The 22568-nt window shown below is 42.3% G+C and carries 25 protein-coding genes and 2 pseudogenes; 19 read left to right on the top strand and 8 right to left on the bottom strand.

Annotated features, from left to right (window positions below; all coding sequences use genetic code 11):
- The 6 genes and pseudogenes from ACO1B7_RS18395 to ACO1B7_RS18420 form a co-directional block, all read left to right on the top strand.
- Positions 1 to 349: pseudogene (locus tag ACO1B7_RS18395) on the top strand (replication initiation protein RepM); the annotation flags it as partial.
- Positions 342 to 916: pseudogene (locus ACO1B7_RS18400) on the top strand (plasmid replication DNA-binding protein). The pseudogenes ACO1B7_RS18395 and ACO1B7_RS18400, both read left to right, overlap by 8 nt.
- A gap of 427 nt (positions 917 to 1343) precedes the next feature.
- Positions 1344 to 1523 carry a hypothetical protein gene (locus tag ACO1B7_RS18405; protein WP_423090472.1) on the top strand — a complete coding sequence of 60 codons (180 nt, stop codon included), beginning with the start codon at positions 1344 to 1346 and terminating at the stop codon, positions 1521 to 1523.
- A gap of 176 nt (positions 1524 to 1699) precedes the next feature.
- The gene (locus ACO1B7_RS18410) at positions 1700 to 3025 is read left to right on the top strand and encodes an ISNCY family transposase (protein ID WP_001280601.1); all 1326 of its coding nucleotides are present in this window, start codon (positions 1700 to 1702) and stop codon (positions 3023 to 3025) included.
- 100 nt (positions 3026 to 3125) lie between these two features.
- Positions 3126 to 3329: a TetR family transcriptional regulator gene (locus ACO1B7_RS18415; RefSeq protein ID WP_423090473.1), complete on the top strand. Its 204-nt coding sequence runs from the start codon at positions 3126 to 3128 to the stop codon at positions 3327 to 3329.
- On the top strand, positions 3326 to 3679 hold the full coding sequence (locus ACO1B7_RS18420; RefSeq protein ID WP_423090474.1) for a TetR/AcrR family transcriptional regulator: 354 nt from the start codon (positions 3326 to 3328) through the stop codon (positions 3677 to 3679). The genes ACO1B7_RS18415 and ACO1B7_RS18420 overlap by 4 nt, the downstream gene beginning before the upstream one ends.
- Positions 3680 to 3733: 54 nt before the next feature.
- Here ACO1B7_RS18420 and ACO1B7_RS18425 read toward each other — a convergent pair whose 3' ends face one another.
- Entirely contained in the window at positions 3734 to 4909 is a 1176-nt protein-coding gene (locus tag ACO1B7_RS18425) for an MFS transporter (protein WP_275894700.1), read from the bottom strand.
- 319 nt (positions 4910 to 5228) lie between these two features.
- On the opposite strand from ACO1B7_RS18425, the gene ACO1B7_RS18430 reads away from it, so the two are divergent.
- A complete protein-coding gene (locus ACO1B7_RS18430) occupies positions 5229 to 5666 on the top strand; it encodes a hypothetical protein (protein ID WP_423090475.1) in 438 nt (145 codons plus the stop codon).
- A gap of 509 nt (positions 5667 to 6175) precedes the next feature.
- Here the strand turns inward: ACO1B7_RS18430 and nadS (ACO1B7_RS18435) are convergent.
- A complete protein-coding gene (gene nadS, locus ACO1B7_RS18435) occupies positions 6176 to 6448 on the bottom strand; it encodes a NadS family protein (RefSeq protein WP_130114462.1) in 273 nt (90 codons plus the stop codon).
- Positions 6441 to 6761 carry a type II toxin-antitoxin system RelE/ParE family toxin gene (locus tag ACO1B7_RS18440; protein ID WP_000897309.1) on the bottom strand — a complete coding sequence of 107 codons (321 nt, stop codon included), beginning with the start codon at positions 6759 to 6761 and terminating at the stop codon, positions 6441 to 6443. The genes nadS (ACO1B7_RS18435) and ACO1B7_RS18440 overlap by 8 nt, the downstream gene beginning before the upstream one ends.
- Positions 6762 to 6988: 227 nt before the next feature.
- Between ACO1B7_RS18440 and ACO1B7_RS18445 the strand changes: the two genes are divergently transcribed.
- Positions 6989 to 7642 (top strand): hypothetical protein, encoded by a 654-nt coding sequence (locus tag ACO1B7_RS18445; RefSeq protein ID WP_005086345.1) that lies wholly within the window; start codon positions 6989 to 6991, stop codon positions 7640 to 7642.
- Between the two features lie 24 nt (positions 7643 to 7666).
- On the opposite strand, the gene ACO1B7_RS18450 is transcribed toward ACO1B7_RS18445, so the two are convergent.
- On the bottom strand, positions 7667 to 8041 hold the full coding sequence (locus ACO1B7_RS18450; protein ID WP_086322809.1) for a hypothetical protein: 375 nt from the start codon (positions 8039 to 8041) through the stop codon (positions 7667 to 7669).
- A 258-nt stretch (positions 8042 to 8299) separates the two neighbouring features.
- Between ACO1B7_RS18450 and mobQ (ACO1B7_RS18455) the strand changes: the two genes are divergently transcribed.
- The 7 genes from mobQ (ACO1B7_RS18455) (at position 8300) to ACO1B7_RS18485 (ending at position 14958) form a co-directional block, all read left to right on the top strand.
- A complete protein-coding gene (gene mobQ, locus ACO1B7_RS18455; protein WP_228200239.1) occupies positions 8300 to 10051 on the top strand; it encodes a MobQ family relaxase in 1752 nt (583 codons plus the stop codon).
- Between the two features lie 637 nt (positions 10052 to 10688).
- Entirely contained in the window at positions 10689 to 11639 is a 951-nt protein-coding gene (gene repM / locus ACO1B7_RS18460; protein ID WP_423090476.1) for a replication initiation protein RepM, read from the top strand.
- On the top strand, positions 11632 to 12207 hold the full coding sequence (locus ACO1B7_RS18465) for a plasmid replication DNA-binding protein (protein ID WP_002011656.1): 576 nt from the start codon (positions 11632 to 11634) through the stop codon (positions 12205 to 12207). Before repM (ACO1B7_RS18460) ends, ACO1B7_RS18465 begins: the two co-directional genes overlap by 8 nt.
- A gap of 20 nt (positions 12208 to 12227) precedes the next feature.
- Positions 12228 to 12371: a hypothetical protein gene (locus ACO1B7_RS18470; protein WP_001125247.1), complete on the top strand. Its 144-nt coding sequence runs from the start codon at positions 12228 to 12230 to the stop codon at positions 12369 to 12371.
- Positions 12372 to 12621: 250 nt separating this feature from the next.
- Positions 12622 to 12801 (top strand): hypothetical protein, encoded by a 180-nt coding sequence (locus tag ACO1B7_RS18475; RefSeq protein WP_423090472.1) that lies wholly within the window; start codon positions 12622 to 12624, stop codon positions 12799 to 12801.
- A 176-nt stretch (positions 12802 to 12977) separates the two neighbouring features.
- Positions 12978 to 14303, top strand: coding sequence for an ISNCY family transposase (locus tag ACO1B7_RS18480; RefSeq protein ID WP_001280601.1), 1326 nt, complete (start codon positions 12978 to 12980; stop codon positions 14301 to 14303).
- A 100-nt stretch (positions 14304 to 14403) separates the two neighbouring features.
- Complete coding sequence (locus ACO1B7_RS18485) at positions 14404 to 14958, top strand: TetR/AcrR family transcriptional regulator (protein WP_159196921.1); 555 nt, start codon at positions 14404 to 14406, stop codon at positions 14956 to 14958.
- 53 nt (positions 14959 to 15011) lie between these two features.
- On the opposite strand, the gene ACO1B7_RS18490 is transcribed toward ACO1B7_RS18485, so the two are convergent.
- Entirely contained in the window at positions 15012 to 16187 is a 1176-nt protein-coding gene (locus ACO1B7_RS18490) for an MFS transporter (RefSeq protein ID WP_275894700.1), read from the bottom strand.
- A gap of 319 nt (positions 16188 to 16506) precedes the next feature.
- Here ACO1B7_RS18490 and ACO1B7_RS18495 point away from each other — a divergent pair, with 319 nt between their 5' ends.
- Positions 16507 to 16944, top strand: a complete 438-nt coding sequence (locus ACO1B7_RS18495; protein WP_423090475.1) for a hypothetical protein — start codon at positions 16507 to 16509, stop codon at positions 16942 to 16944.
- Between the two features lie 509 nt (positions 16945 to 17453).
- Here the strand turns inward: ACO1B7_RS18495 and nadS (ACO1B7_RS18500) are convergent.
- The gene (nadS, locus tag ACO1B7_RS18500) at positions 17454 to 17726 is read right to left on the bottom strand and encodes a NadS family protein (protein ID WP_130114462.1); all 273 of its coding nucleotides are present in this window, start codon (positions 17724 to 17726) and stop codon (positions 17454 to 17456) included.
- Entirely contained in the window at positions 17719 to 18039 is a 321-nt protein-coding gene (locus ACO1B7_RS18505; RefSeq protein ID WP_000897309.1) for a type II toxin-antitoxin system RelE/ParE family toxin, read from the bottom strand. The genes nadS (ACO1B7_RS18500) and ACO1B7_RS18505 overlap by 8 nt, the downstream gene beginning before the upstream one ends.
- A gap of 227 nt (positions 18040 to 18266) precedes the next feature.
- Here ACO1B7_RS18505 and ACO1B7_RS18510 point away from each other — a divergent pair, with 227 nt between their 5' ends.
- A complete protein-coding gene (locus ACO1B7_RS18510; RefSeq protein WP_005086345.1) occupies positions 18267 to 18920 on the top strand; it encodes a hypothetical protein in 654 nt (217 codons plus the stop codon).
- 24 nt (positions 18921 to 18944) lie between these two features.
- Here the strand turns inward: ACO1B7_RS18510 and ACO1B7_RS18515 are convergent, their stop codons facing one another.
- Positions 18945 to 19319 carry a hypothetical protein gene (locus tag ACO1B7_RS18515; protein WP_086322809.1) on the bottom strand — a complete coding sequence of 125 codons (375 nt, stop codon included), beginning with the start codon at positions 19317 to 19319 and terminating at the stop codon, positions 18945 to 18947.
- A gap of 258 nt (positions 19320 to 19577) precedes the next feature.
- Between ACO1B7_RS18515 and mobQ (ACO1B7_RS18520) the strand changes: the two genes are divergently transcribed.
- Positions 19578 to 21329, top strand: coding sequence for a MobQ family relaxase (gene mobQ / locus ACO1B7_RS18520; protein WP_228200239.1), 1752 nt, complete (start codon positions 19578 to 19580; stop codon positions 21327 to 21329).
- A gap of 637 nt (positions 21330 to 21966) precedes the next feature.
- A partial coding sequence (gene repM / locus ACO1B7_RS18525) for a replication initiation protein RepM (RefSeq protein WP_423090477.1) occupies positions 21967 to 22568 on the top strand: 602 nt, incomplete at its 3' end.

Genomic DNA, 22568 nt, shown 5'->3' on the forward strand with positions numbered 1-22568 from the left:
ACATACAGATATCACAGTGAAGTATGAACAACACAAAAGAGGTCGATCAATTTCAGGATTTTCTTTTAACTTTAAACAGAAAAAGAAGGACAGCCCATCAATAGAAAGAGATCCGAATACTCTTCGGATTCACTCAAAGATGACCGATGCTCAACGGCATATGTTTGCAAATAAACTTTCAGAACTCCCTGAAATGGGTCGCTATTCACAAGGAACAGAAAGCTATCCTCAATTTGCTGTTCGTATTGCTGAGATGCTACAAGACCCTGAAAAAATCAAAGAACTATCCCCATACCTAAAAAAAGTGGGATACATGCCATCAAATAAAAAGGACACCGTAAATGGCTAAGTTATCACTAAGTGAAGTATCTAAAAAATTTCATTCATGTGGATAGATCAACCATTTACAGAGCTGTAGAACGTAATGGACGTTTATCACGCTCCAGTGATGGACAATTCGATCTAGCAGAGGTCATCCGATGCTTTGGAGAACCAGAGCAAACATCTCAAAAAATCGAATCATCTAAGCAAGAAGGTGATGAATCTACAAAAAAACTTATTGCCCATTTAGAAACTGAAGTCAAAAAGTACCAGAACGTGAAGAACGGTTAATGCAACAAATTGACCGTATGCAAACACTCATTGAGCTGAAAAGCGTTGCTCCTGCCACAGCAGCACCACAACAAGATGCTACGGCATGCGACACCGACCTACCACAGCATGCGACAACACAACAAGACAATGATAATAAAAAGAATAATGAATTAAATATTGCAGAAAATGTGGCAGTGCCACAGCAAGAAACTACGAACATACGCACACCCAAACGCTACAGCATGCCACGTTGCAAAATGTGGCAGTGCCACGACACAAAAAACGTGGCTTATTTGGCCGTGTACTGAAACGCCGCTTGTGATCATCGACTGAGCAATTAAGGGAAGAGAGCTCATGCCGAAACTGAAAGATATTGCCCTGGGCATTATTGTGGCTCCGCTGCTGATCCCATTATGCTGATTGCATCGTACCAGGATAAAAAGGCACTGAAGAAAGAGCTGGATGAACGCCAAAAAGAAAAAGACCATAGGCATCCTGATTATTCAATTGAGCTAATCAAAAGCGTGGAACATTGATTAAAGATTAAGCGTGGAACGGTAGTATTCAACAAAAAAGCCGAACTCAGCTGAGTTCGGCTTTATGATATCAATTAACACATTGAATTATATAGATATAAAAAGAGCATTTCGTATAAGGTGTATTATGTTAATTTTAGATTTTCTAAAGGCAGTAAAAAAGCTGTCAAAGTAAATAAATAAAACGTATTAAAGACTAAAAATGGAGTCATTATGAAACAAGAGACAAAAGAATCACTTATTCTTGAGCTCACTAAAGCTAAAGTCGGTAAGCAACATATTGATAATCCAACCAACTCTAATCTTACAAATGCTGAGTTTTGGATTGAGAGTTATTTTATGGCTGAAAAAGAAATTGAAGAAATTATAAGTCGGCTTAACTCTGAAAGTTAATTAAAACTGAGTAATAATTTTCTTAAAATTTCACCTATTTAACATAATGGTGGTTATACGAAATGCAACTGTAACTCCAAAATAGAAATGTCCGGTTTCTCCAAAGTAAAAATGTCCGCTTTTAGAATATGCACTTTTGCAATTTCGTTAGCGGACGGTTTGATATGTTGGTGTCTATGTCGGATAAAGAACTTAAACGATTGTCGGTCTTGCAGGAAATCTGCGATCAACGCATAACTCAATCCCAGGCTGCTCAGCTACTTCATATTTCAGAACGTCAGATCAGACGCTTACTGCAGAAATACAAAGCTCAAGGTCCCGCTGCATTAGCCCATGCCGGTCGTGGCCAAATCAGCAATTCCAAACTTCCTGAAGAACTTAGACTCAAGTGCCTCAATATTGTTTCTGACCAACTCCATGGTTTCGGACCCACTTTAGCGCATGAAAAGCTCACCACCGTACATGGATTCGATCTTTCAGTAGAAACCCTGCGTTCCTGGATGATTGCAGCTGACTTATGGATTCCTCGATCCAAGCGCCTGAAACGCCCGTATCAGCCTCGTTACAACCGGGATTGCTTTGGTGAACTGATCCAAATTGATGGCTCATATCATGACTGGTTTGAAGGACGCGCTGCTAAATGCTGTCTGCTGGTGTTTATCGATGATGCTACAGGAAAATTGCAGCATTTACGCTTCTGTGAATCAGAATCAGCCTTTGATTATATGATTTCAACACGCTTGTATGTTGAGCAGCATGGTAAGCCGTTGGCATTTTACAGCGACAAACATTCAGTCTTCAGGGTGAATCAAAGCAGCAAGAAAGACACCAAGATTACCCAGTTTGGACGCGTACTCAGTACCCTGAATATCGATATCATCTTCGCCAATTCACCACAGGCCAAAGGCCGTGTGGAACGTGCCAACAGAACCCTTCAGGACCGTCTGATCAAGGAGATGCGTCTGGAAGGTATCAGCTCGATTGAGCAAGCTAATGCCTGGCTACCCTGCTTCATTGAGCAGTTCAATCAGAAGTTCGCCAAGATGGCTTTTAATCCTAAGGATCTACATCGGCCTATCACTGAAACAGCCGAAGAATTAGATGATATTTTTACTTGGCGTGAACCCCGCAGAGTCACGAATAGCCTGACGATTACTTATGATAAATGCGTATATCTCCTGGAAAACACCGAAGAAAATCAAAGGTTGATCGGTAAGTATCTTGAGTTCCTGGAATACCCGGATGGTACTGTAGCCCTCATGCATGATGGCCGAAAGATCAATTACAGCCTCTTCGATAAATTAAGTCAGCTGAATCAGCGAGAGATTGTTGAGAATAAACGGTTGGGTGCTGTTCTGAATCATATCCAACAACAGCATGAAGAACTGGAACAACAAAACAAACGCAATCGTTCTCAAAAGATGCCAAGCAGACGTGCACAGAAAATAGCAATCAAAGAACGAAATCTAAATCCTGTGCTTGACTTGGAATTGTCCATATAGGACATTTCTATTTGGTTATTAGGTAGGACATTTCTACTTAGGAATAACAGCAACCCATTGATGAAGAAGGTATGCTGTGTCCATCTCAAATGGAGGCGCTATGGCTAGGCCCAAGAAGCAAGAATCGGCTCAGGTAGAGATCAAAGAAGTAATTGTCGATGCTGCTCTCGAGACGATCGTGCAAGAGGGCGTACGCGGCGCCACCGCTCGGCGTATCGCAGAGCAAGCCAATCTTTCCCCGGCACGATTACGTATCACTTTGAGTCTATCGACGAGATTCTATCGGCAGCTTTCAAACGGATGATCAAGCAGATCACCGAGGCATTCACCGCTCGGCTCCAAGAAGCGACTGATGATCAGAGTGCTCGTGAAGCAGTGGTTGACCTGATTTGCGGAGATGTTTGGGCTACGCCTCGGCACATGCTGCTCAGCTTCGAGCTATACGCCTTTGCGTCGCGCAAACCTGAATACCGAAAGGTCATGGAAGAATGGATGGAGCGCTGCCAGCAAGCGTTACAGCTTCATTTCGAGCCGAAAACTGCCAGAGCACTGGATGCGGTTATCGAGGGTTGCACGATCCATAAGACCCTCAACAGCGAGCCGGTCGATCGCCAAGAAATCATGGATCTGATTACTCTCATCACCCGCAAATGAAACAGGGGGGAAGCAGCTTCCCCCTGTTTTTTACGCCTCTTGAGGGCGGACTTCCTACGGCTCCGCTTCCTTGAGCGCCGATGCCACGACAAATGCAATCGCAACCACCGCCAGCACAGGCAACATCGCCAATCTCAGCCCATGAATCTCTCCGATAAAGCCCAGCATTGGTGGGCCCACCAGGAAGGCGAGATAGCCTGCTGTCGCGGCCAAACGCACGCGTAGATCGCTGTTCGTGCCGCTCGCACCCGCTGCAGAGATTGCTAGCGGAAATCCGAGGGATGCTCCCAGTCCCCACGCCACAACAGCAGCAGCGGCAATCCAGGGCTCATTGCAGAACACAATCACTGCCAGGCTCAGCGCTCCAACGAAGGCACTTGCCCGCAGCGTGTTTACCGCTCCGAACCTGCGGATTACAACGCCCCCTCCAAATCGCCCAACCGTCATACCGAGCGTAAACGCCACATAGATCAGCGTACCCGCGGTTTCGGCGAAGCCATGGCCGTCAATCATGAGCAGCGGGAGCCAATCATTGGCAGCGCCTTCGGCCAAAGCCATAGCAAGGACGATGAAACAGATGAGGATCAAACGACCATCACGCAGTTCCTTGAACCAGGACGAGGTTTGGGCGCCAACCTGTTGCTCGCTCTGAGGCTGCTCGCTAAGCCGTGGAGCTTTACGAATTACAACCAGGGTCGCTACGGCACACAGCGCGGCAACAAAACCCAGGTGAATATTCAGGGCGATACCAGAGGCAGTCATTGCCATACCCAGAACGGCACCAATCAATGTGCCCAAGCTGAAGCTGCCATGCAGGGTCGTCATTATTGGTTGGCGGATTTCACGCTCCACCGCCGCCCCTTCAATATTCACTGCGATCTCTGCCCAGCCGATCCCGACCCCGAATACGAACAGCCCCGCAAAAGCACAAGCGATGCTGTCGAACCCAACACTGGAGGCGAGGATGCACAGACCAACCGAGAGTGCCATCAAACCTACCAGGATGATTCGGTTTGCTCCGTACCGCTCTACCAGCTTTCCGGCACTGAGAATTCCTGTCATGGCACCAGTCGAGAATCCGAACAGAATGATGCCCATCTGCTCTGTAGAGGCTGAGAGACCATCCCTTAAGGCCGGGGTACGAGTTACCCAGGTGGCCATGGTCAGGCCTGGCAGCAAAAAGAGTACATAGAGCGCGTACCGCGCCCAGACATTAACAGTCATTGCCATGACTACATCTCCTACGCTAACGATAATCGTACACCTGTACGATGGCGTTTATCATACATTCGTACGATAAAACGTCAAGCGCAAGGGGACGATTGGTACAGGTAGGCCTTAGCGACCTGTGGGGCATAAGAGCTATCCGGCAGAAGTGAACGGCTGCTATTGGCCGGTTTCTGCCTGATGTGGCTGGCCGGTCGCTGTCTTTCGATTCGCCCATTTCTTCGATATGCACTAGTGTTGAGCTCTGCCAGGATGGCTGCCACCAGAAAGGACTCTATATGCGCTATCTCAAACTGCTTCTCATCGCGCTAGCTTCGGCTCTATGCGCGACTTACCTCGTGCTCTGGCTGACGAAGCCTGCCCCCTCGAAAACACCACGATTCCGCCGCTGATCTTCAAGGAAGAGCAGAACGCGCTCGTAATCTGGGGCGGCTGGAAGACCGTCGAGGGCTACCAGGCGCCCGGAACGAATGCTGTTGAGATTCGCTGCAATCGCACCTCCCACACGTGCAACGAAGCGGTCGCCTCGATCCTGCATCACTCCGAGGGCGAAGACCTCGAAGCTCAGGCCTTCAGCTATCAGATCACTCGATGGGACGCTACCAGCCTTGAAGCTGTCGCAGCTCGTTCGATGGGGCTCTGCTTGGAGCGACACCTGGTGATCCATCTGCAGGACAGAGCCGCAGCTTTAAGCTGGTCGCCCCCATCTGGGTGTGAGGCAGATAAGGGCCACGCGATTCTGGTGGGCGACCCGCTGTAAAGCTACCTCAACCAAAGAGCCCGCCCATGCAACGCCGCAATCAAAGGCCGCAGCTAATATAGCTTTTTAAAATATCTTTGTTTTTCATATAGTTAAAAAAAATTTCATCCCCCTAAAAAACCACAAAAAACCGACTTGGAAACAAGTCGGTTTCTTTTTAAGCAATTTTGATACTTCTTGCCAATAAAATTGATCAATATTTAATCAAATTGTCGTTTTTCTCTGGCTTATCAATACCCCACATCCCGAAACTATCCCCAATTTCTGCGGACAACTCTTGGGATAAAGTAGGCCAACTTTGTAAGCTAAAACTTACACAGATTTAAGGATTTTGCGGATTGGCAATCCAAAGCATTAGCCCTATGATGAATACATAAGGGAACTGGATGTTTCTAGAAAACAAGAATAAGAAAATAGCGCAAGGAATGGGCAGCACGAGATCAGTAAGACTAGCAACCCGATATGAAAAAGCCCGACAGGATGTCGGGCTTTTTTATTATCTCAATTTTCTAAATTAGACTTGGATGAGCATCAAGAATACGAATTAAAGTTGCTGCAGGACCAGTCGGATAGCGACGGCCTTGTTCCCAGTTTTGTAGAGTTCTCGCGCTGATATGCAAACGTGCAGCAAACTCTGCCTGGGTTAAGCCAGTTTTCTCACGTACTTCTTTAATATCCGGCAATTCAAGCGCTGTAACTCGACTGGCCTTTATCTCATTACGTTTGATAGCACCAGCTTCTTTGATTGAAGCAACCAGGTCATCAAATAAGTTGTTATCCATGAAATTGCTCCTTCACTAATTGACGTAGGATCGAGGTCTCTTTGTCGGTCAGATTATCTTTCACAGACTTTGGATAAGCCACTAGGAAAAAGATCTGATCATCCTCTGTGACCCAATAATAGATCACCCGGATACCACCACTTTTACCCTTATTACCTTGAGCACAACGTACTTTACGGATACCACCGCCATTCTTGATTAAGTCGCCTTTATCGGGCTGTACCAAGAGATCTTGCTGGAGCTGACGATACTCTTCATCACTCACAAGCTCTTTGATTTGCTTGGTAAAAATACTGGTTTCAATGAATAGCATAGGTTCAAGTACGTCAATGGCGTATAAGAATTTTAGCAGTTTTAGAACAAAAAAACGAGAGATTACAGCTCTCTGTTAGAACCCATTCAAAATGTCTATATTCTCACCAATAAAAATGTCCACTTTTAGAATATGCGCTTTTGCGATTTTCTTATCGGACGGTTTAATATGTTGGTGTCTATATCGGATAAACTAATATTCTTTGCATTACGTCTACTGATAAAAATATGTATAACGTTCATCCAAGTGAAAAACTAATTCACGCTTTCCGCCAAAAACCTTATCAGGGATGTTGTCCTACTCAAGCAGAGTTTTTATTTATTGGCTTAGATGCCAATTACGCTCCCAATATTGAAGAACAAAAAATATTTTCTAAAATCATTGAATATCATGAGGATGCTATTTCATTTTGGCAGAAATACAATGTACATCATCCTTTTTTATTAGATGGATATAAAGGAGATGGGCGAAAATATCATAAAGAATTTTCAAAAATTAGACTTTCTTGCAAAGATGCTTCTCGTATTTCATTTATCGAGCTTCTTCATCTTCCCACAACTGGTAGAAATGATTTGAAAAGCTCTGATCTTGATAAAAATCATCTACAATACATTCATAAAGCCATTTTTTCAGAACACACTAAAGCTGTATTTATCTCTGACGCTGTTTTTAAATTAATGAAAAAAACATCTATATTTTCATGGATGAATGATGCTAAACAAATAGAAGGACATACTCTTAAAGTTTTTCATGAAAAAAAACCTTTAATCTATAAGCATTTACATTTTTCAACTTATGGAAAGTTTCAAGCTCAAAAAGAGGAAGAGATAAAAGCAATTCATAATATTATTCTAAAATCAAACATCAGTGATTTAACATAAAATCTCTTATATGAAATTTAGAACTTATCCCTTAAAAAGATCATTAAAAAGCTCTTTATCTTTCTGTCTATTTTCTTCTGTCTTACTTTCCGCACTTAAAAACTGCTCAAAATCAGCCCATTGATGTTTAAAAGATTCATCATTCTTAAATTTATTCAAAACCCAAGCGCCAAGCAAAATTTTCCGTCTAGTTTCATTTTTCCGTTCTTGGGCTTTTGCTTCGCTTAAAAGTTTTTGCTGTTTGAGTTTAAGCTCATTCTGTTTCTGTTTTGCCTGTTCTAAGATCTGCTCTTGTTCTTTTTTTAAATACTCAATTTGCTCTTGCAGGGATAATTTTTTCTGCTGTGCTTTGGTGAGTTTCTTTAAAACTGCATCTTTCTTTTCTTGAATATCTGACATAGTATTAAACCGTGATGATCAATAATCAAACATCATCATAGAGTCAAAAAACAAAGCGAGCAATATCAAACGTAGCGAAGCGAAGTTTTCCCGAAGTGAAACGAAGGGCGCACTTACCCACTTTTCATCTTCGATAGAAAAGTGGACGTTGCGACAGGGGAAACCCCTGTACCCCATGACCTCGCTTTAGCATGGTCAGCAACTTTTTCAAAGTTGCAAAAATCAAAACCACGGTATGCAGAAATTTAGGTTTTTAAAGTGGCAATTTTTCATTTGAATGAAAGCAACATCTCACGAAGTGACGGACGTTCAGCCGTTGCTTGTGCTGCTTATCGTGCCTGTGAAAAACTAGAGGATCTGACTTTTGGAAAGACTCAGGACTACACTAAAAAAAAGGGACTTGAATACAAAAATATTTATGCACCAGAACATACCAATACAAAACTTTTAGACCGTCAAACACTTTGGAATACAGTAGAAAAAAAAGAATTCAATGCCAATGGCTCAATGAAAGCCAATGCACGACTCGCCAAAGAATATATCTGTGCTTTACCACATGAATTAACAGATGCAGAACGCATAAAAATCGTTGATGACTTTTGCCGAGACTTTGTGAACAAGCACAATGTTATTGTCGATGCCTGCATCCATGCACCACATGAACATAACGATGAAACCAATAATAAAAACTATCACGTACACATGATGTTCACTACCAGACTCATCAATGAAAAAGGCGAATTAGGAAAGAAACAAAGAATCTTCAACGACCATGGTCCCGAGATCCTGAAGGACAGCCGAGCAACTTTTGCCAATGTTGTAAATACAGTATTGGAAAATGCCGGGCTAGACGAACGCATCGACCACCGCAGTTACAAGGATCAGGGCTTAGACTTTCTTGAACCCACTCATCATGAAGGGCATGAAGCTACAGCACTTCGCAGACAATATGACGAGGAACAAAAAAGACCGCTTGAAGAACGTAACACTGAAATTGTGCTACCAAGAATTGCACTTGAAAATGATGCAATCAAAGCCAAAAATTTAGATGCTGCACGAGAATACCAACAGATCATCAAGGGCCTTGATCAAGAAATTATTGTTCCAAGTCGATTAGAAGATCAGATTACCCAGCTGGAAAACGAACTTCAGTTAACCGAAGCAGAAGAAAAAGAGCTTTTAGCAGAATTAGTAAATCTCAACCTAGAAGAAGAACGCCTGCAAGAACAACAGGTTCAACAGATCGACAACGCATATGATGACTTCATTCGGTGCCAGGATATTTATGCAGAATTTGCCAATCAGTTTTACACCATTCAAAGCAATGCTGCTGATAATCAAAAGCAGATTGAATCAAATCTCACCAAGACAAAACGATGGTTAGCAGAAAACAAAAGCGATTTTTACCTACATACCAATAATTTGTTTTATGACTCTTATCATCATACTTACAGAGATATAAAAAAACCTGATTTTTATGCGACTGAAAAATCAGTAGAACAGGCAAAAAATGAGAACTGGAGAGAATACGCAACCGAGGTCGAACAACTTGCTAAAGAATACGATATTGAGAATGTCGTCCAACGCTTAGGTCAATGCTCAGAGATACTGGAAAATAATGGGATTGAACGACCAACGATAAAACCCTCGTTTTGGCAGAAGCTAAAACGAGAGTACGTTCATTCATTCGATACCCTACATGATTTTAATGATGATATGAGTCCCCTCCTTAAAGCAAAACGGGCAGATGATCTCAAAATTGAACAAGAAAGAATGCAGCAAGTACGCCAAGCGGAAGTAGATCGCCAACGAAGAATTGAAAATGATCGCAGAGAAAGTGAATTTAGAGAGCAATTACGTAAAGAACGAGAGCAAAAAGAACAACGCTATGAACAAGAAAGACACGAACGAGAACATTTGGCATTTTTAAAACGCCAAGAATTGGAAAAACAGCAGAAAAATGAGCCTAAAAAACCAGAAAATGAAAATAACAACGATTACCGACCTTGATGAATGCTGTTTAAACGCAAAAAAATAGGGTTTTTAGCGATGTTTTGCTAAACCACAGTAGATTTTATAGTTGAGTTAAGAAAAAACTCTTAAATCGCAAATGAGAGCATTTAGCGAGTGTCTACGAGCGAACTACAGGGATCTAAATTTTCTCACCTGTTTTTCCCTGATTACAGGCTCCCCTGTGTATCAAGAACTCAGAATCAGAGCATCCCGAATGGGTGCGAACTGATTACGGTGGCTTTATGTCGAGCGAAGCGAGTGAAAAAGTTCTATGAGCGAAGCGAATTCCTAGTTGCTTTTCTTTTTTAAAAAGTCACGAAATTTTAAGCCAAAAATTGCCCCTACGAACTGAGCGAAAGCGAAGTTCAATAGAGTTTGAGCGTAGCGAAAACATAGGGCAATTTTTCCTTGCCTGGGCTTTTAATTATTTTAAAGTTTTTAAATGCTTTTAGGTAAGCTGAAAGCCTTGTAAATAAAGGCTTCTAGACTTCATATGACACCGTTTACCTTGCAATATGACACCGTTTACCTTGCAATATGACACCGTTTACCTTGCAATATGACACCGTTTACCTTGCTTATAGCACTAAAATTAATTAAGGTGTCATAGCATAATAAATAATACTGGTGCTTCATGAGAGAGTTAGTTGTAAAAGACAATGCCTTAATTAATGCAAGTTATAACTTAGATTTAGTAGAACAACGTTTAATTTTATTAGCTATTGTTGAGGCAAGAGAAAGTGGGAAAGGGATTAATGCTAATGATCCCTTAACTGTCCATGCAGAAAGCTATATCAATCAATTTGGCGTACATCGCAATACCGCTTATCAGGCATTAAAAGATGCCTGTAATGATTTATTCGCAAGACAATTCAGCTATCAAAAAATAAATGAAAGAGGGAATATTGAGAACTATAGATCCCGTTGGGTTAGTGAAATTGGATATGTAGATAATGAAGCAGTGGTTAAGCTTATTTTTGCCCCTGCCATAGTTCCATTAATTACGCGCTTAGAAGAGCATTTTACTAAATACGAATTGCAGCAAGTTAGTAATCTCAGTAGTGCTTATGCTGTTCGTTTATATGAGTTATTAATTGCTTGGAGAAGTACGGGCTCTACTCCAATTATAGAGCTAAGTGATTTCCGTCAAAGAATTGGCGTACTCGATACTGAGTACAAGCGTATGGAACGCTTTAAAACTAGTGTACTTGAGCTCGCTATTAAACAAATTAACGAACATACAGATATCACAGTGAAGTATGAACAACACAAAAGAGGTCGATCAATTTCAGGATTTTCTTTTAACTTTAAACAGAAAAAGAAGGACAGCCCATCAATAGAAAGAGATCCGAATACTTTGGATCTTTATTCAAAGATGACCGATGCTCAACGGCATATGTTTGCAAATAAACTTTCAGAACTCCCTGAAATGGGTCGCTATTCACAAGGAACAGAAAGCTATCCTCAATTTGCTGTTCGTATTGCTGAGATGCTACAAGACCCTGAAAAAATCAAAGAACTATCCCCATACCTAAAAAAAGTGGGATACATGCCATCAAATAAAAAGGACACCGTAAATGGCTAAGTTATCACTAAGTGAAGTATCTAAAAAATTTCATGTGGATAGATCAACCATTTACAGAGCTGTACGTAATGGACGTTTATCACGCTCCAGTGATGGACAATTCGATCTAGCAGAGGTCATCCGATGCTTTGGAGAACCAGAGCAAACATCTCAAAAAATTGAATCATCTAAGCAAGAAGGTGATGAATCTACAAAAAAACTTATTGCCCATTTAGAAAATGAAGTCAAAAAATACCAAGAACGTGAAGAACGGTTAATGCAACAAATTGACCGTATGCAAACACTCATTGAGCTGAAAAGTGTTGCTCCTGCCACAGCAGCACCACAACAAGATGCTACGGCATGCGACACCGACCTACCACAGCATGCGACAACACAACAAGACAATGATAATAAAAAGAATAATGAATTAAATATTGCAGAAAATGTGGCAGTGCCACAGCAAGAAACTACGGCATACCACACCCAAACGCTACAGCATGCCACGTTGCAAAATGTGGCAGTGCCACAACACAAAAAACGTGGCTTATTTGGCCGTGTACTGAATGCTGTTTTTGATCATGACTGAGCAATCAAGGGAGAGAGCTCATGCCGAAACTGAAAGATATTGCCCTGGGCATTATTGTGGCTCCGCTGCTGATCCCGATTATGCTGATTGCATCGTACCAGGATAAAAAGGCACTGAAGAAAGAGCTGGATGAACGCCAAAAAGAAAAAGACCAGGCATCCTGATTATTCAATTGAGCTAATCAAAAGCGTGGAACATTGATTAAAGATTAAGCGTGGAACGGTAGTATTCAACAAAAAAGCCGAACTCAGCTGAGTTCGGCTTTATGATATCAATTAACACATTGAATTATATAGATATAAAAAGAGCATTTCGTATAAGGTGTATTATGTTAATTTTAGATTTTCTAAAGGCAGTAAAAAAGCTGTCAAAGTAAATAAATAAAACGTATTAAAGACTAAAAATGGAGTCATTATGAAACAAGAGACAAAAGAATCACTTATTCTTGAGCTCACTAAAGCTAAAGTCGGTAAGCAACATATTGATAATCCAACCAACTCTAATCTTACAAATGCTGAGTTTTGGATTGAGAGTTATTTTATGGCTGAAAAAGAAATTGAAGAAATTATAAGTCGGCTTAACTCTGAAAGTTAATTAAAACTGAGTAATAATTTTCTTAAAATTTCACCTATTTAACATAATGGTGGTTATACGAAATGCAACTGTAACTCCAAAATAGAAATGTCCGGTTTCTCCAAAGTAAAAATGTCCGCTTTTAGAATATGCACTTTTGCAATTTCGTTAGCGGACGGTTTGATATGTTGGTGTCTATGTCGGATAAAGAACTTAAACGATTGTCGGTCTTGCAGGAAATCTGCGATCAACGCATAACTCAATCCCAGGCTGCTCAGCTACTTCATATTTCAGAACGTCAGATCAGACGCTTACTGCAGAAATACAAAGCTCAAGGTCCCGCTGCATTAGCCCATGCCGGTCGTGGCCAAATCAGCAATTCCAAACTTCCTGAAGAACTTAGACTCAAGTGCCTCAATATTGTTTCTGACCAACTCCATGGTTTCGGACCCACTTTAGCGCATGAAAAGCTCACCACCGTACATGGATTCGATCTTTCAGTAGAAACCCTGCGTTCCTGGATGATTGCAGCTGACTTATGGATTCCTCGATCCAAGCGCCTGAAACGCCCGTATCAGCCTCGTTACAACCGGGATTGCTTTGGTGAACTGATCCAAATTGATGGCTCATATCATGACTGGTTTGAAGGACGCGCTGCTAAATGCTGTCTGCTGGTGTTTATCGATGATGCTACAGGAAAATTGCAGCATTTACGCTTCTGTGAATCAGAATCAGCCTTTGATTATATGATTTCAACACGCTTGTATGTTGAGCAGCATGGTAAGCCGTTGGCATTTTACAGCGACAAACATTCAGTCTTCAGGGTGAATCAAAGCAGCAAGAAAGACACCAAGATTACCCAGTTTGGACGCGTACTCAGTACCCTGAATATCGATATCATCTTCGCCAATTCACCACAGGCCAAAGGCCGTGTGGAACGTGCCAACAGAACCCTTCAGGACCGTCTGATCAAGGAGATGCGTCTGGAAGGTATCAGCTCGATTGAGCAAGCTAATGCCTGGCTACCCTGCTTCATTGAGCAGTTCAATCAGAAGTTCGCCAAGATGGCTTTTAATCCTAAGGATCTACATCGGCCTATCACTGAAACAGCCGAAGAATTAGATGATATTTTTACTTGGCGTGAACCCCGCAGAGTCACGAATAGCCTGACGATTACTTATGATAAATGCGTATATCTCCTGGAAAACACCGAAGAAAATCAAAGGTTGATCGGTAAGTATCTTGAGTTCCTGGAATACCCGGATGGTACTGTAGCCCTCATGCATGATGGCCGAAAGATCAATTACAGCCTCTTCGATAAATTAAGTCAGCTGAATCAGCGAGAGATTGTTGAGAATAAACGGTTGGGTGCTGTTCTGAATCATATCCAACAACAGCATGAAGAACTGGAACAACAAAACAAACGCAATCGTTCTCAAAAGATGCCAAGCAGACGTGCACAGAAAATAGCAATCAAAGAACGAAATCTAAATCCTGTGCTTGACTTGGAATTGTCCATATAGGACATTTCTATTTGGTTATTAGGTAGGACATTTCTACTTAGGAATAACAGCAACCCATTGATGAAGAAGGTATGCTGTGTCCATCTCAAATGGAGGCGCTATGGCTAGGCCCAAGAAGCAAGAATCGGCTCAGGTAGAGATCAAAGAAGTAATTGTCGATGCTGCTCTCGAGACGATCGTGCAAGAGGGCGTACGCGGCGCCACCGCTCGGCGTATCGCAGAGCAAGCCAATCTTTCCCCCGGCACGATTACGTATCACTTTGAGTCTATCGACGAGATTCTATCGGCAGCTTTCAAACGGATGATCAAGCAGATCACCGAGGCATTCACCGCTCGGCTCCAAGAAGCGACTGATGATCAGAGTGCTCGTGAAGCAGTGGTTGACCTGATTTGCGGAGATGTTTGGGCTACGCCTCGGCACATGCTGCTCAGCTTCGAGCTATACGCCTTTGCGTCGCGCAAACCTGAATACCGAAAGGTCATGGAAGAATGGATGGAGCGCTGCCAGCAAGCGTTACAGCTTCATTTCGAGCCGAAAACTGCCAGAGCACTGGATGCGGTTATCGAGGGTTGCACGATCCATAAGACCCTCAACAGCGAGCCGGTCGATCGCCAAGAAATCATGGATCTGATTACTCTCATCACCCGCAAATGAAACAGGGGGGAAGCAGCTTCCCCCTGTTTTTACGCCTCTTGAGGGCGGACTTCCTACGGCTCCGCTTCCTTGAGCGCCGATGCCACGACAAATGCAATCGCAACCACCGCCAGCACAGGCAACATCGCCAATCTCAGCCCATGAATCTCTCCGATAAAGCCCAGCATTGGTGGGCCCACCAGGAAGGCGAGATAGCCTGCTGTCGCGGCCAAACGCACGCGTAGATCGCTGTTCGTGCCGCTCGCACCCGCTGCAGAGATTGCTAGCGGAAATCCGAGGGATGCTCCCAGTCCCCACGCCACAACAGCAGCAGCGGCAATCCAGGGCTCATTGCAGAACACAATCACTGCCAGGCTCAGCGCTCCAACGAAGGCACTTGCCCGCAGCGTGTTTACCGCTCCGAACCTGCGGATTACAACGCCCCCTCCAAATCGCCCAACCGTCATACCGAGCGTAAACGCCACATAGATCAGCGTACCCGCGGTTTCGGCGAAGCCATGGCCGTCAATCATGAGCAGCGGGAGCCAATCATTGGCAGCGCCTTCGGCCAAAGCCATAGCAAGGACGATGAAACAGATGAGGATCAAACGACCATCACGCAGTTCCTTGAACCAGGACGAGGTTTGGGCGCCAACCTGTTGCTCGCTCTGAGGCTGCTCGCTAAGCCGTGGAGCTTTACGAATTACAACCAGGGTCGCTACGGCACACAGCGCGGCAACAAAACCCAGGTGAATATTCAGGGCGATACCAGAGGCAGTCATTGCCATACCCAGAACGGCACCAATCAATGTGCCCAAGCTGAAGCTGCCATGCAGGGTCGTCATTATTGGTTGGCGGATTTCACGCTCCACCGCCGCCCCTTCAATATTCACTGCGATCTCTGCCCAGCCGATCCCGACCCCGAATACGAACAGCCCCGCAAAAGCACAAGCGATGCTGTCGAACCCAACACTGGAGGCGAGGATGCACAGACCAACCGAGAGTGCCATCAAACCTACCAGGATGATTCGGTTTGCTCCGTACCGCTCTACCAGCTTTCCGGCACTGAGAATTCCTGTCATGGCACCAGTCGAGAATCCGAACAGAATGATGCCCATCTGCTCTGTAGAGGCTGAGAGACCATCCCTTAAGGCCGGGGTACGAGTTACCCAGGTGGCCATGGTCAGGCCTGGCAGCAAAAAGAGTACATAGAGCGCGTACCGCGCCCAGACATTAACAGTCATTGCCATGACTACATCTCCTACGCTAACGATAATCGTACACCTGTACGATGGCGTTTATCATACATTCGTACGATAAAACGTCAAGCGCAAGGGGACGATTGGTACAGGTAGGCCTTAGCGACCTGTGGGGCATAAGAGCTATCCGGCAGAAGTGAACGGCTGCTATTGGCCGGTTTCTGCCTGATGTGGCTGGCCGGTCGCTGTCTTTCGATTCGCCCATTTCTTCGATATGCACTAGTGTTGAGCTCTGCCAGGATGGCTGCCACCAGAAAGGACTCTATATGCGCTATCTCAAACTGCTTCTCATCGCGCTAGCTTCGGCTCTATGCGCGACTTACCTCGTGCTCTGGCTGACGAAGCCTGCCCCCTCGAAAACACCACGATTCCGCCGCTGATCTTCAAGGAAGAGCAGAACGCGCTCGTAATCTGGGGCGGCTGGAAGACCGTCGAGGGCTACCAGGCGCCCGGAACGAATGCTGTTGAGATTCGCTGCAATCGCACCTCCCACACGTGCAACGAAGCGGTCGCCTCGATCCTGCATCACTCCGAGGGCGAAGACCTCGAAGCTCAGGCCTTCAGCTATCAGATCACTCGATGGGACGCTACCAGCCTTGAAGCTGTCGCAGCTCGTTCGATGGGGCTCTGCTTGGAGCGACACCTGGTGATCCATCTGCAGGACAGAGCCGCAGCTTTAAGCTGGTCGCCCCCATCTGGGTGTGAGGCAGATAAGGGCCACGCGATTCTGGTGGGCGACCCGCTGTAAAGCTACCTCAACCAAAGAGCCCGCCCATGCAACGCCGCAATCAAAGGCCGCAGCTAATATAGCTTTTTAAAATATCTTTGTTTTTCATATAGTTAAAAAAAATTTCATCCCCCTAAAAAACCACAAAAAACCGACTTGGAAACAAGTCGGTTTCTTTTTAAGCAATTTTGATACTTCTTGCCAATAAAATTGATCAATATTTAATCAAATTGTCGTTTTTCTCTGGCTTATCAATACCCCACATCCCGAAACTATCCCCAATTTCTGCGGACAACTCTTGGGATAAAGTAGGCCAACTTTGTAAGCTAAAACTTACACAGATTTAAGGATTTTGCGGATTGGCAATCCAAAGCATTAGCCCTATGATGAATACATAAGGGAACTGGATGTTTCTAGAAAACAAGAATAAGAAAATAGCGCAAGGAATGGGCAGCACGAGATCAGTAAGACTAGCAACCCGATATGAAAAAGCCCGACAGGATGTCGGGCTTTTTTATTATCTCAATTTTCTAAATTAGACTTGGATGAGCATCAAGAATACGAATTAAAGTTGCTGCAGGACCAGTCGGATAGCGACGGCCTTGTTCCCAGTTTTGTAGAGTTCTCGCGCTGATATGCAAACGTGCAGCAAACTCTGCCTGGGTTAAGCCAGTTTTCTCACGTACTTCTTTAATATCCGGCAATTCAAGCGCTGTAACTCGACTGGCCTTTATCTCATTACGTTTGATAGCACCAGCTTCTTTGATTGAAGCAACCAGGTCATCAAATAAGTTGTTATCCATGAAATTGCTCCTTCACTAATTGACGTAGGATCGAGGTCTCTTTGTCGGTCAGATTATCTTTCACAGACTTTGGATAAGCCACTAGGAAAAAGATCTGATCATCCTCTGTGACCCAATAATAGATCACCCGGATACCACCACTTTTACCCTTATTACCTTGAGCACAACGTACTTTACGGATACCACCGCCATTCTTGATTAAGTCGCCTTTATCGGGCTGTACCAAGAGATCTTGCTGGAGCTGACGATACTCTTCATCACTCACAAGCTCTTTGATTTGCTTGGTAAAAATACTGGTTTCAATGAATAGCATAGGTTCAAGTACGTCAATGGCGTATAAGAATTTTAGCAGTTTTAGAACAAAAAAACGAGAGATTACAGCTCTCTGTTAGAACCCATTCAAAATGTCTATATTCTCACCAATAAAAATGTCCACTTTTAGAATATGCGCTTTTGCGATTTTCTTATCGGACGGTTTAATATGTTGGTGTCTATATCGGATAAACTAATATTCTTTGCATTACGTCTACTGATAAAAATATGTATAACGTTCATCCAAGTGAAAAACTAATTCACGCTTTCCGCCAAAAACCTTATCAGGGATGTTGTCCTACTCAAGCAGAGTTTTTATTTATTGGCTTAGATGCCAATTACGCTCCCAATATTGAAGAACAAAAAATATTTTCTAAAATCATTGAATATCATGAGGATGCTATTTCATTTTGGCAGAAATACAATGTACATCATCCTTTTTTATTAGATGGATATAAAGGAGATGGGCGAAAATATCATAAAGAATTTTCAAAAATTAGACTTTCTTGCAAAGATGCTTCTCGTATTTCATTTATCGAGCTTCTTCATCTTCCCACAACTGGTAGAAATGATTTGAAAAGCTCTGATCTTGATAAAAATCATCTACAATACATTCATAAAGCCATTTTTTCAGAACACACTAAAGCTGTATTTATCTCTGACGCTGTTTTTAAATTAATGAAAAAAACATCTATATTTTCATGGATGAATGATGCTAAACAAATAGAAGGACATACTCTTAAAGTTTTTCATGAAAAAAAACCTTTAATCTATAAGCATTTACATTTTTCAACTTATGGAAAGTTTCAAGCTCAAAAAGAGGAAGAGATAAAAGCAATTCATAATATTATTCTAAAATCAAACATCAGTGATTTAACATAAAATCTCTTATATGAAATTTAGAACTTATCCCTTAAAAAGATCATTAAAAAGCTCTTTATCTTTCTGTCTATTTTCTTCTGTCTTACTTTCCGCACTTAAAAACTGCTCAAAATCAGCCCATTGATGTTTAAAAGATTCATCATTCTTAAATTTATTCAAAACCCAAGCGCCAAGCAAAATTTTCCGTCTAGTTTCATTTTTCCGTTCTTGGGCTTTTGCTTCGCTTAAAAGTTTTTGCTGTTTGAGTTTAAGCTCATTCTGTTTCTGTTTTGCCTGTTCTAAGATCTGCTCTTGTTCTTTTTTTAAATACTCAATTTGCTCTTGCAGGGATAATTTTTTCTGCTGTGCTTTGGTGAGTTTCTTTAAAACTGCATCTTTCTTTTCTTGAATATCTGACATAGTATTAAACCGTGATGATCAATAATCAAACATCATCATAGAGTCAAAAAACAAAGCGAGCAATATCAAACGTAGCGAAGCGAAGTTTTCCCGAAGTGAAACGAAGGGCGCACTTACCCACTTTTCATCTTCGATAGAAAAGTGGACGTTGCGACAGGGGAAACCCCTGTACCCCATGACCTCGCTTTAGCATGGTCAGCAACTTTTTCAAAGTTGCAAAAATCAAAACCACGGTATGCAGAAATTTAGGTTTTTAAAGTGGCAATTTTTCATTTGAATGAAAGCAACATCTCACGAAGTGACGGACGTTCAGCCGTTGCTTGTGCTGCTTATCGTGCCTGTGAAAAACTAGAGGATCTGACTTTTGGAAAGACTCAGGACTACACTAAAAAAAAGGGACTTGAATACAAAAATATTTATGCACCAGAACATACCAATACAAAACTTTTAGACCGTCAAACACTTTGGAATACAGTAGAAAAAAAAGAATTCAATGCCAATGGCTCAATGAAAGCCAATGCACGACTCGCCAAAGAATATATCTGTGCTTTACCACATGAATTAACAGATGCAGAACGCATAAAAATCGTTGATGACTTTTGCCGAGACTTTGTGAACAAGCACAATGTTATTGTCGATGCCTGCATCCATGCACCACATGAACATAACGATGAAACCAATAATAAAAACTATCACGTACACATGATGTTCACTACCAGACTCATCAATGAAAAAGGCGAATTAGGAAAGAAACAAAGAATCTTCAACGACCATGGTCCCGAGATCCTGAAGGACAGCCGAGCAACTTTTGCCAATGTTGTAAATACAGTATTGGAAAATGCCGGGCTAGACGAACGCATCGACCACCGCAGTTACAAGGATCAGGGCTTAGACTTTCTTGAACCCACTCATCATGAAGGGCATGAAGCTACAGCACTTCGCAGACAATATGACGAGGAACAAAAAAGACCGCTTGAAGAACGTAACACTGAAATTGTGCTACCAAGAATTGCACTTGAAAATGATGCAATCAAAGCCAAAAATTTAGATGCTGCACGAGAATACCAACAGATCATCAAGGGCCTTGATCAAGAAATTATTGTTCCAAGTCGATTAGAAGATCAGATTACCCAGCTGGAAAACGAACTTCAGTTAACCGAAGCAGAAGAAAAAGAGCTTTTAGCAGAATTAGTAAATCTCAACCTAGAAGAAGAACGCCTGCAAGAACAACAGGTTCAACAGATCGACAACGCATATGATGACTTCATTCGGTGCCAGGATATTTATGCAGAATTTGCCAATCAGTTTTACACCATTCAAAGCAATGCTGCTGATAATCAAAAGCAGATTGAATCAAATCTCACCAAGACAAAACGATGGTTAGCAGAAAACAAAAGCGATTTTTACCTACATACCAATAATTTGTTTTATGACTCTTATCATCATACTTACAGAGATATAAAAAAACCTGATTTTTATGCGACTGAAAAATCAGTAGAACAGGCAAAAAATGAGAACTGGAGAGAATACGCAACCGAGGTCGAACAACTTGCTAAAGAATACGATATTGAGAATGTCGTCCAACGCTTAGGTCAATGCTCAGAGATACTGGAAAATAATGGGATTGAACGACCAACGATAAAACCCTCGTTTTGGCAGAAGCTAAAACGAGAGTACGTTCATTCATTCGATACCCTACATGATTTTAATGATGATATGAGTCCCCTCCTTAAAGCAAAACGGGCAGATGATCTCAAAATTGAACAAGAAAGAATGCAGCAAGTACGCCAAGCGGAAGTAGATCGCCAACGAAGAATTGAAAATGATCGCAGAGAAAGTGAATTTAGAGAGCAATTACGTAAAGAACGAGAGCAAAAAGAACAACGCTATGAACAAGAAAGACACGAACGAGAACATTTGGCATTTTTAAAACGCCAAGAATTGGAAAAACAGCAGAAAAATGAGCCTAAAAAACCAGAAAATGAAAATAACAACGATTACCGACCTTGATGAATGCTGTTTAAACGCAAAAAAATAGGGTTTTTAGCGATGTTTTGCTAAACCACAGTAGATTTTATAGTTGAGTTAAGAAAAAACTCTTAAATCGCAAATGAGAGCATTTAGCGAGTGTCTACGAGCGAACTACAGGGATCTAAATTTTCTCACCTGTTTTTCCCTGATTACAGGCTCCCCTGTGTATCAAGAACTCAGAATCAGAGCATCCCGAATGGGTGCGAACTGATTACGGTGGCTTTATGTCGAGCGAAGCGAGTGAAAAAGTTCTATGAGCGAAGCGAATTCCTAGTTGCTTTTCTTTTTTAAAAAGTCACGAAATTTTAAGCCAAAAATTGCCCCTACGAACTGAGCGAAAGCGAAGTTCAATAGAGTTTGAGCGTAGCGAAAACATAGGGCAATTTTTCCTTGCCTGGGCTTTTAATTATTTTAAAGTTTTTAAATGCTTTTAGGTAAGCTGAAAGCCTTGTAAATAAAGGCTTCTAGACTTCATATGACACCGTTTACCTTGCAATATGACACCGTTTACCTTGCAATATGACACCGTTTACCTTGCAATATGACACCGTTTACCTTGCTTATAGCACTAAAATTAATTAAGGTGTCATAGCATAATAAATAATACTGGTGCTTCATGAGAGAGTTAGTTGTAAAAGACAATGCCTTAATTAATGCAAGTTATAACTTAGATTTAGTAGAACAACGTTTAATTTTATTAGCTATTGTTGAGGCAAGAGAAAGTGGGAAAGGGATTAATGCTAATGATCCCTTAACTGTCCATGCAGAAAGCTATATCAATCAATTTGGCGTACATCGCAATACCGCTTATCAGGCATTAAAAGATGCCTGTAATGATTTATTCGCAAGACAATTCAGCTATCAAAAAATAAATGAAAGAGGGAATATTGAGAACTATAGATCCCGTTGGGTTAGTGAAATTGGATATGTAGATAATGAAGCAGTGGTTAAGCTTATTTTTGCCCCTGCCATAGTTCCATTAATTACGCGCTTAGAAGAGCATTTTACTAAATACGAATTGCAGCAAGTTAGTAATCTCAGTAGTGCTTATGCTGTTCGTTTATATGAGTTATTAATTGCTTGGAGAAGTACGGGCTCTACTCCAATTATAGAGCTAAGTGATTTCCGTCAAAGAATTGGCGTACTCGATACTGAGTACAAGCGTATGGAACGCTTTAAAACTAGTGTACTTGAGCTCGCTATTAAACAAATTAACGA

Source organism: Acinetobacter lwoffii, from assembly GCF_049367455.1.
Taxonomy (GTDB): domain Bacteria; phylum Pseudomonadota; class Gammaproteobacteria; order Pseudomonadales; family Moraxellaceae; genus Acinetobacter; species Acinetobacter lwoffii_W.

Bases quoted from the DNA above. Each gene is read 5' to 3' on its own strand.
- ACO1B7_RS18405 (WP_423090472.1), top strand. From the start codon at position 1,344: ATGAAACAAGAGACAAAAGAATCACTTATTCTTGAGCTCACTAAAGCT.
- ACO1B7_RS18410 (WP_001280601.1), top strand. From the start codon at position 1,700: ATGTCGGATAAAGAACTTAAACGATTGTCGGTCTTGCAGGAAATCTGC.
- ACO1B7_RS18415 (WP_423090473.1), top strand. From the start codon at position 3,126: ATGGCTAGGCCCAAGAAGCAAGAATCGGCTCAGGTAGAGATCAAAGAA.
- ACO1B7_RS18420 (WP_423090474.1), top strand. From the start codon at position 3,326: ATGATCAAGCAGATCACCGAGGCATTCACCGCTCGGCTCCAAGAAGCG.
- ACO1B7_RS18425 (WP_275894700.1), bottom strand. From the start codon at position 4,909: ATGGCAATGACTGTTAATGTCTGGGCGCGGTACGCGCTCTATGTACTC.
- ACO1B7_RS18430 (WP_423090475.1), top strand. From the start codon at position 5,229: ATGCGCGACTTACCTCGTGCTCTGGCTGACGAAGCCTGCCCCCTCGAA.
- nadS (WP_130114462.1), bottom strand. From the start codon at position 6,448: ATGGATAACAACTTATTTGATGACCTGGTTGCTTCAATCAAAGAAGCT.
- ACO1B7_RS18440 (WP_000897309.1), bottom strand. From the start codon at position 6,761: ATGCTATTCATTGAAACCAGTATTTTTACCAAGCAAATCAAAGAGCTT.
- ACO1B7_RS18445 (WP_005086345.1), top strand. From the start codon at position 6,989: ATGTATAACGTTCATCCAAGTGAAAAACTAATTCACGCTTTCCGCCAA.
- ACO1B7_RS18450 (WP_086322809.1), bottom strand. From the start codon at position 8,041: ATGTCAGATATTCAAGAAAAGAAAGATGCAGTTTTAAAGAAACTCACC.
- repM (WP_423090476.1), top strand. From the start codon at position 10,689: ATGAGAGAGTTAGTTGTAAAAGACAATGCCTTAATTAATGCAAGTTAT.
- ACO1B7_RS18465 (WP_002011656.1), top strand. From the start codon at position 11,632: ATGGCTAAGTTATCACTAAGTGAAGTATCTAAAAAATTTCATGTGGAT.
- ACO1B7_RS18470 (WP_001125247.1), top strand. From the start codon at position 12,228: ATGCCGAAACTGAAAGATATTGCCCTGGGCATTATTGTGGCTCCGCTG.
- ACO1B7_RS18475 (WP_423090472.1), top strand. From the start codon at position 12,622: ATGAAACAAGAGACAAAAGAATCACTTATTCTTGAGCTCACTAAAGCT.
- ACO1B7_RS18480 (WP_001280601.1), top strand. From the start codon at position 12,978: ATGTCGGATAAAGAACTTAAACGATTGTCGGTCTTGCAGGAAATCTGC.
- ACO1B7_RS18485 (WP_159196921.1), top strand. From the start codon at position 14,404: ATGGCTAGGCCCAAGAAGCAAGAATCGGCTCAGGTAGAGATCAAAGAA.
- ACO1B7_RS18490 (WP_275894700.1), bottom strand. From the start codon at position 16,187: ATGGCAATGACTGTTAATGTCTGGGCGCGGTACGCGCTCTATGTACTC.
- ACO1B7_RS18495 (WP_423090475.1), top strand. From the start codon at position 16,507: ATGCGCGACTTACCTCGTGCTCTGGCTGACGAAGCCTGCCCCCTCGAA.
- nadS (WP_130114462.1), bottom strand. From the start codon at position 17,726: ATGGATAACAACTTATTTGATGACCTGGTTGCTTCAATCAAAGAAGCT.
- ACO1B7_RS18505 (WP_000897309.1), bottom strand. From the start codon at position 18,039: ATGCTATTCATTGAAACCAGTATTTTTACCAAGCAAATCAAAGAGCTT.
- ACO1B7_RS18510 (WP_005086345.1), top strand. From the start codon at position 18,267: ATGTATAACGTTCATCCAAGTGAAAAACTAATTCACGCTTTCCGCCAA.
- ACO1B7_RS18515 (WP_086322809.1), bottom strand. From the start codon at position 19,319: ATGTCAGATATTCAAGAAAAGAAAGATGCAGTTTTAAAGAAACTCACC.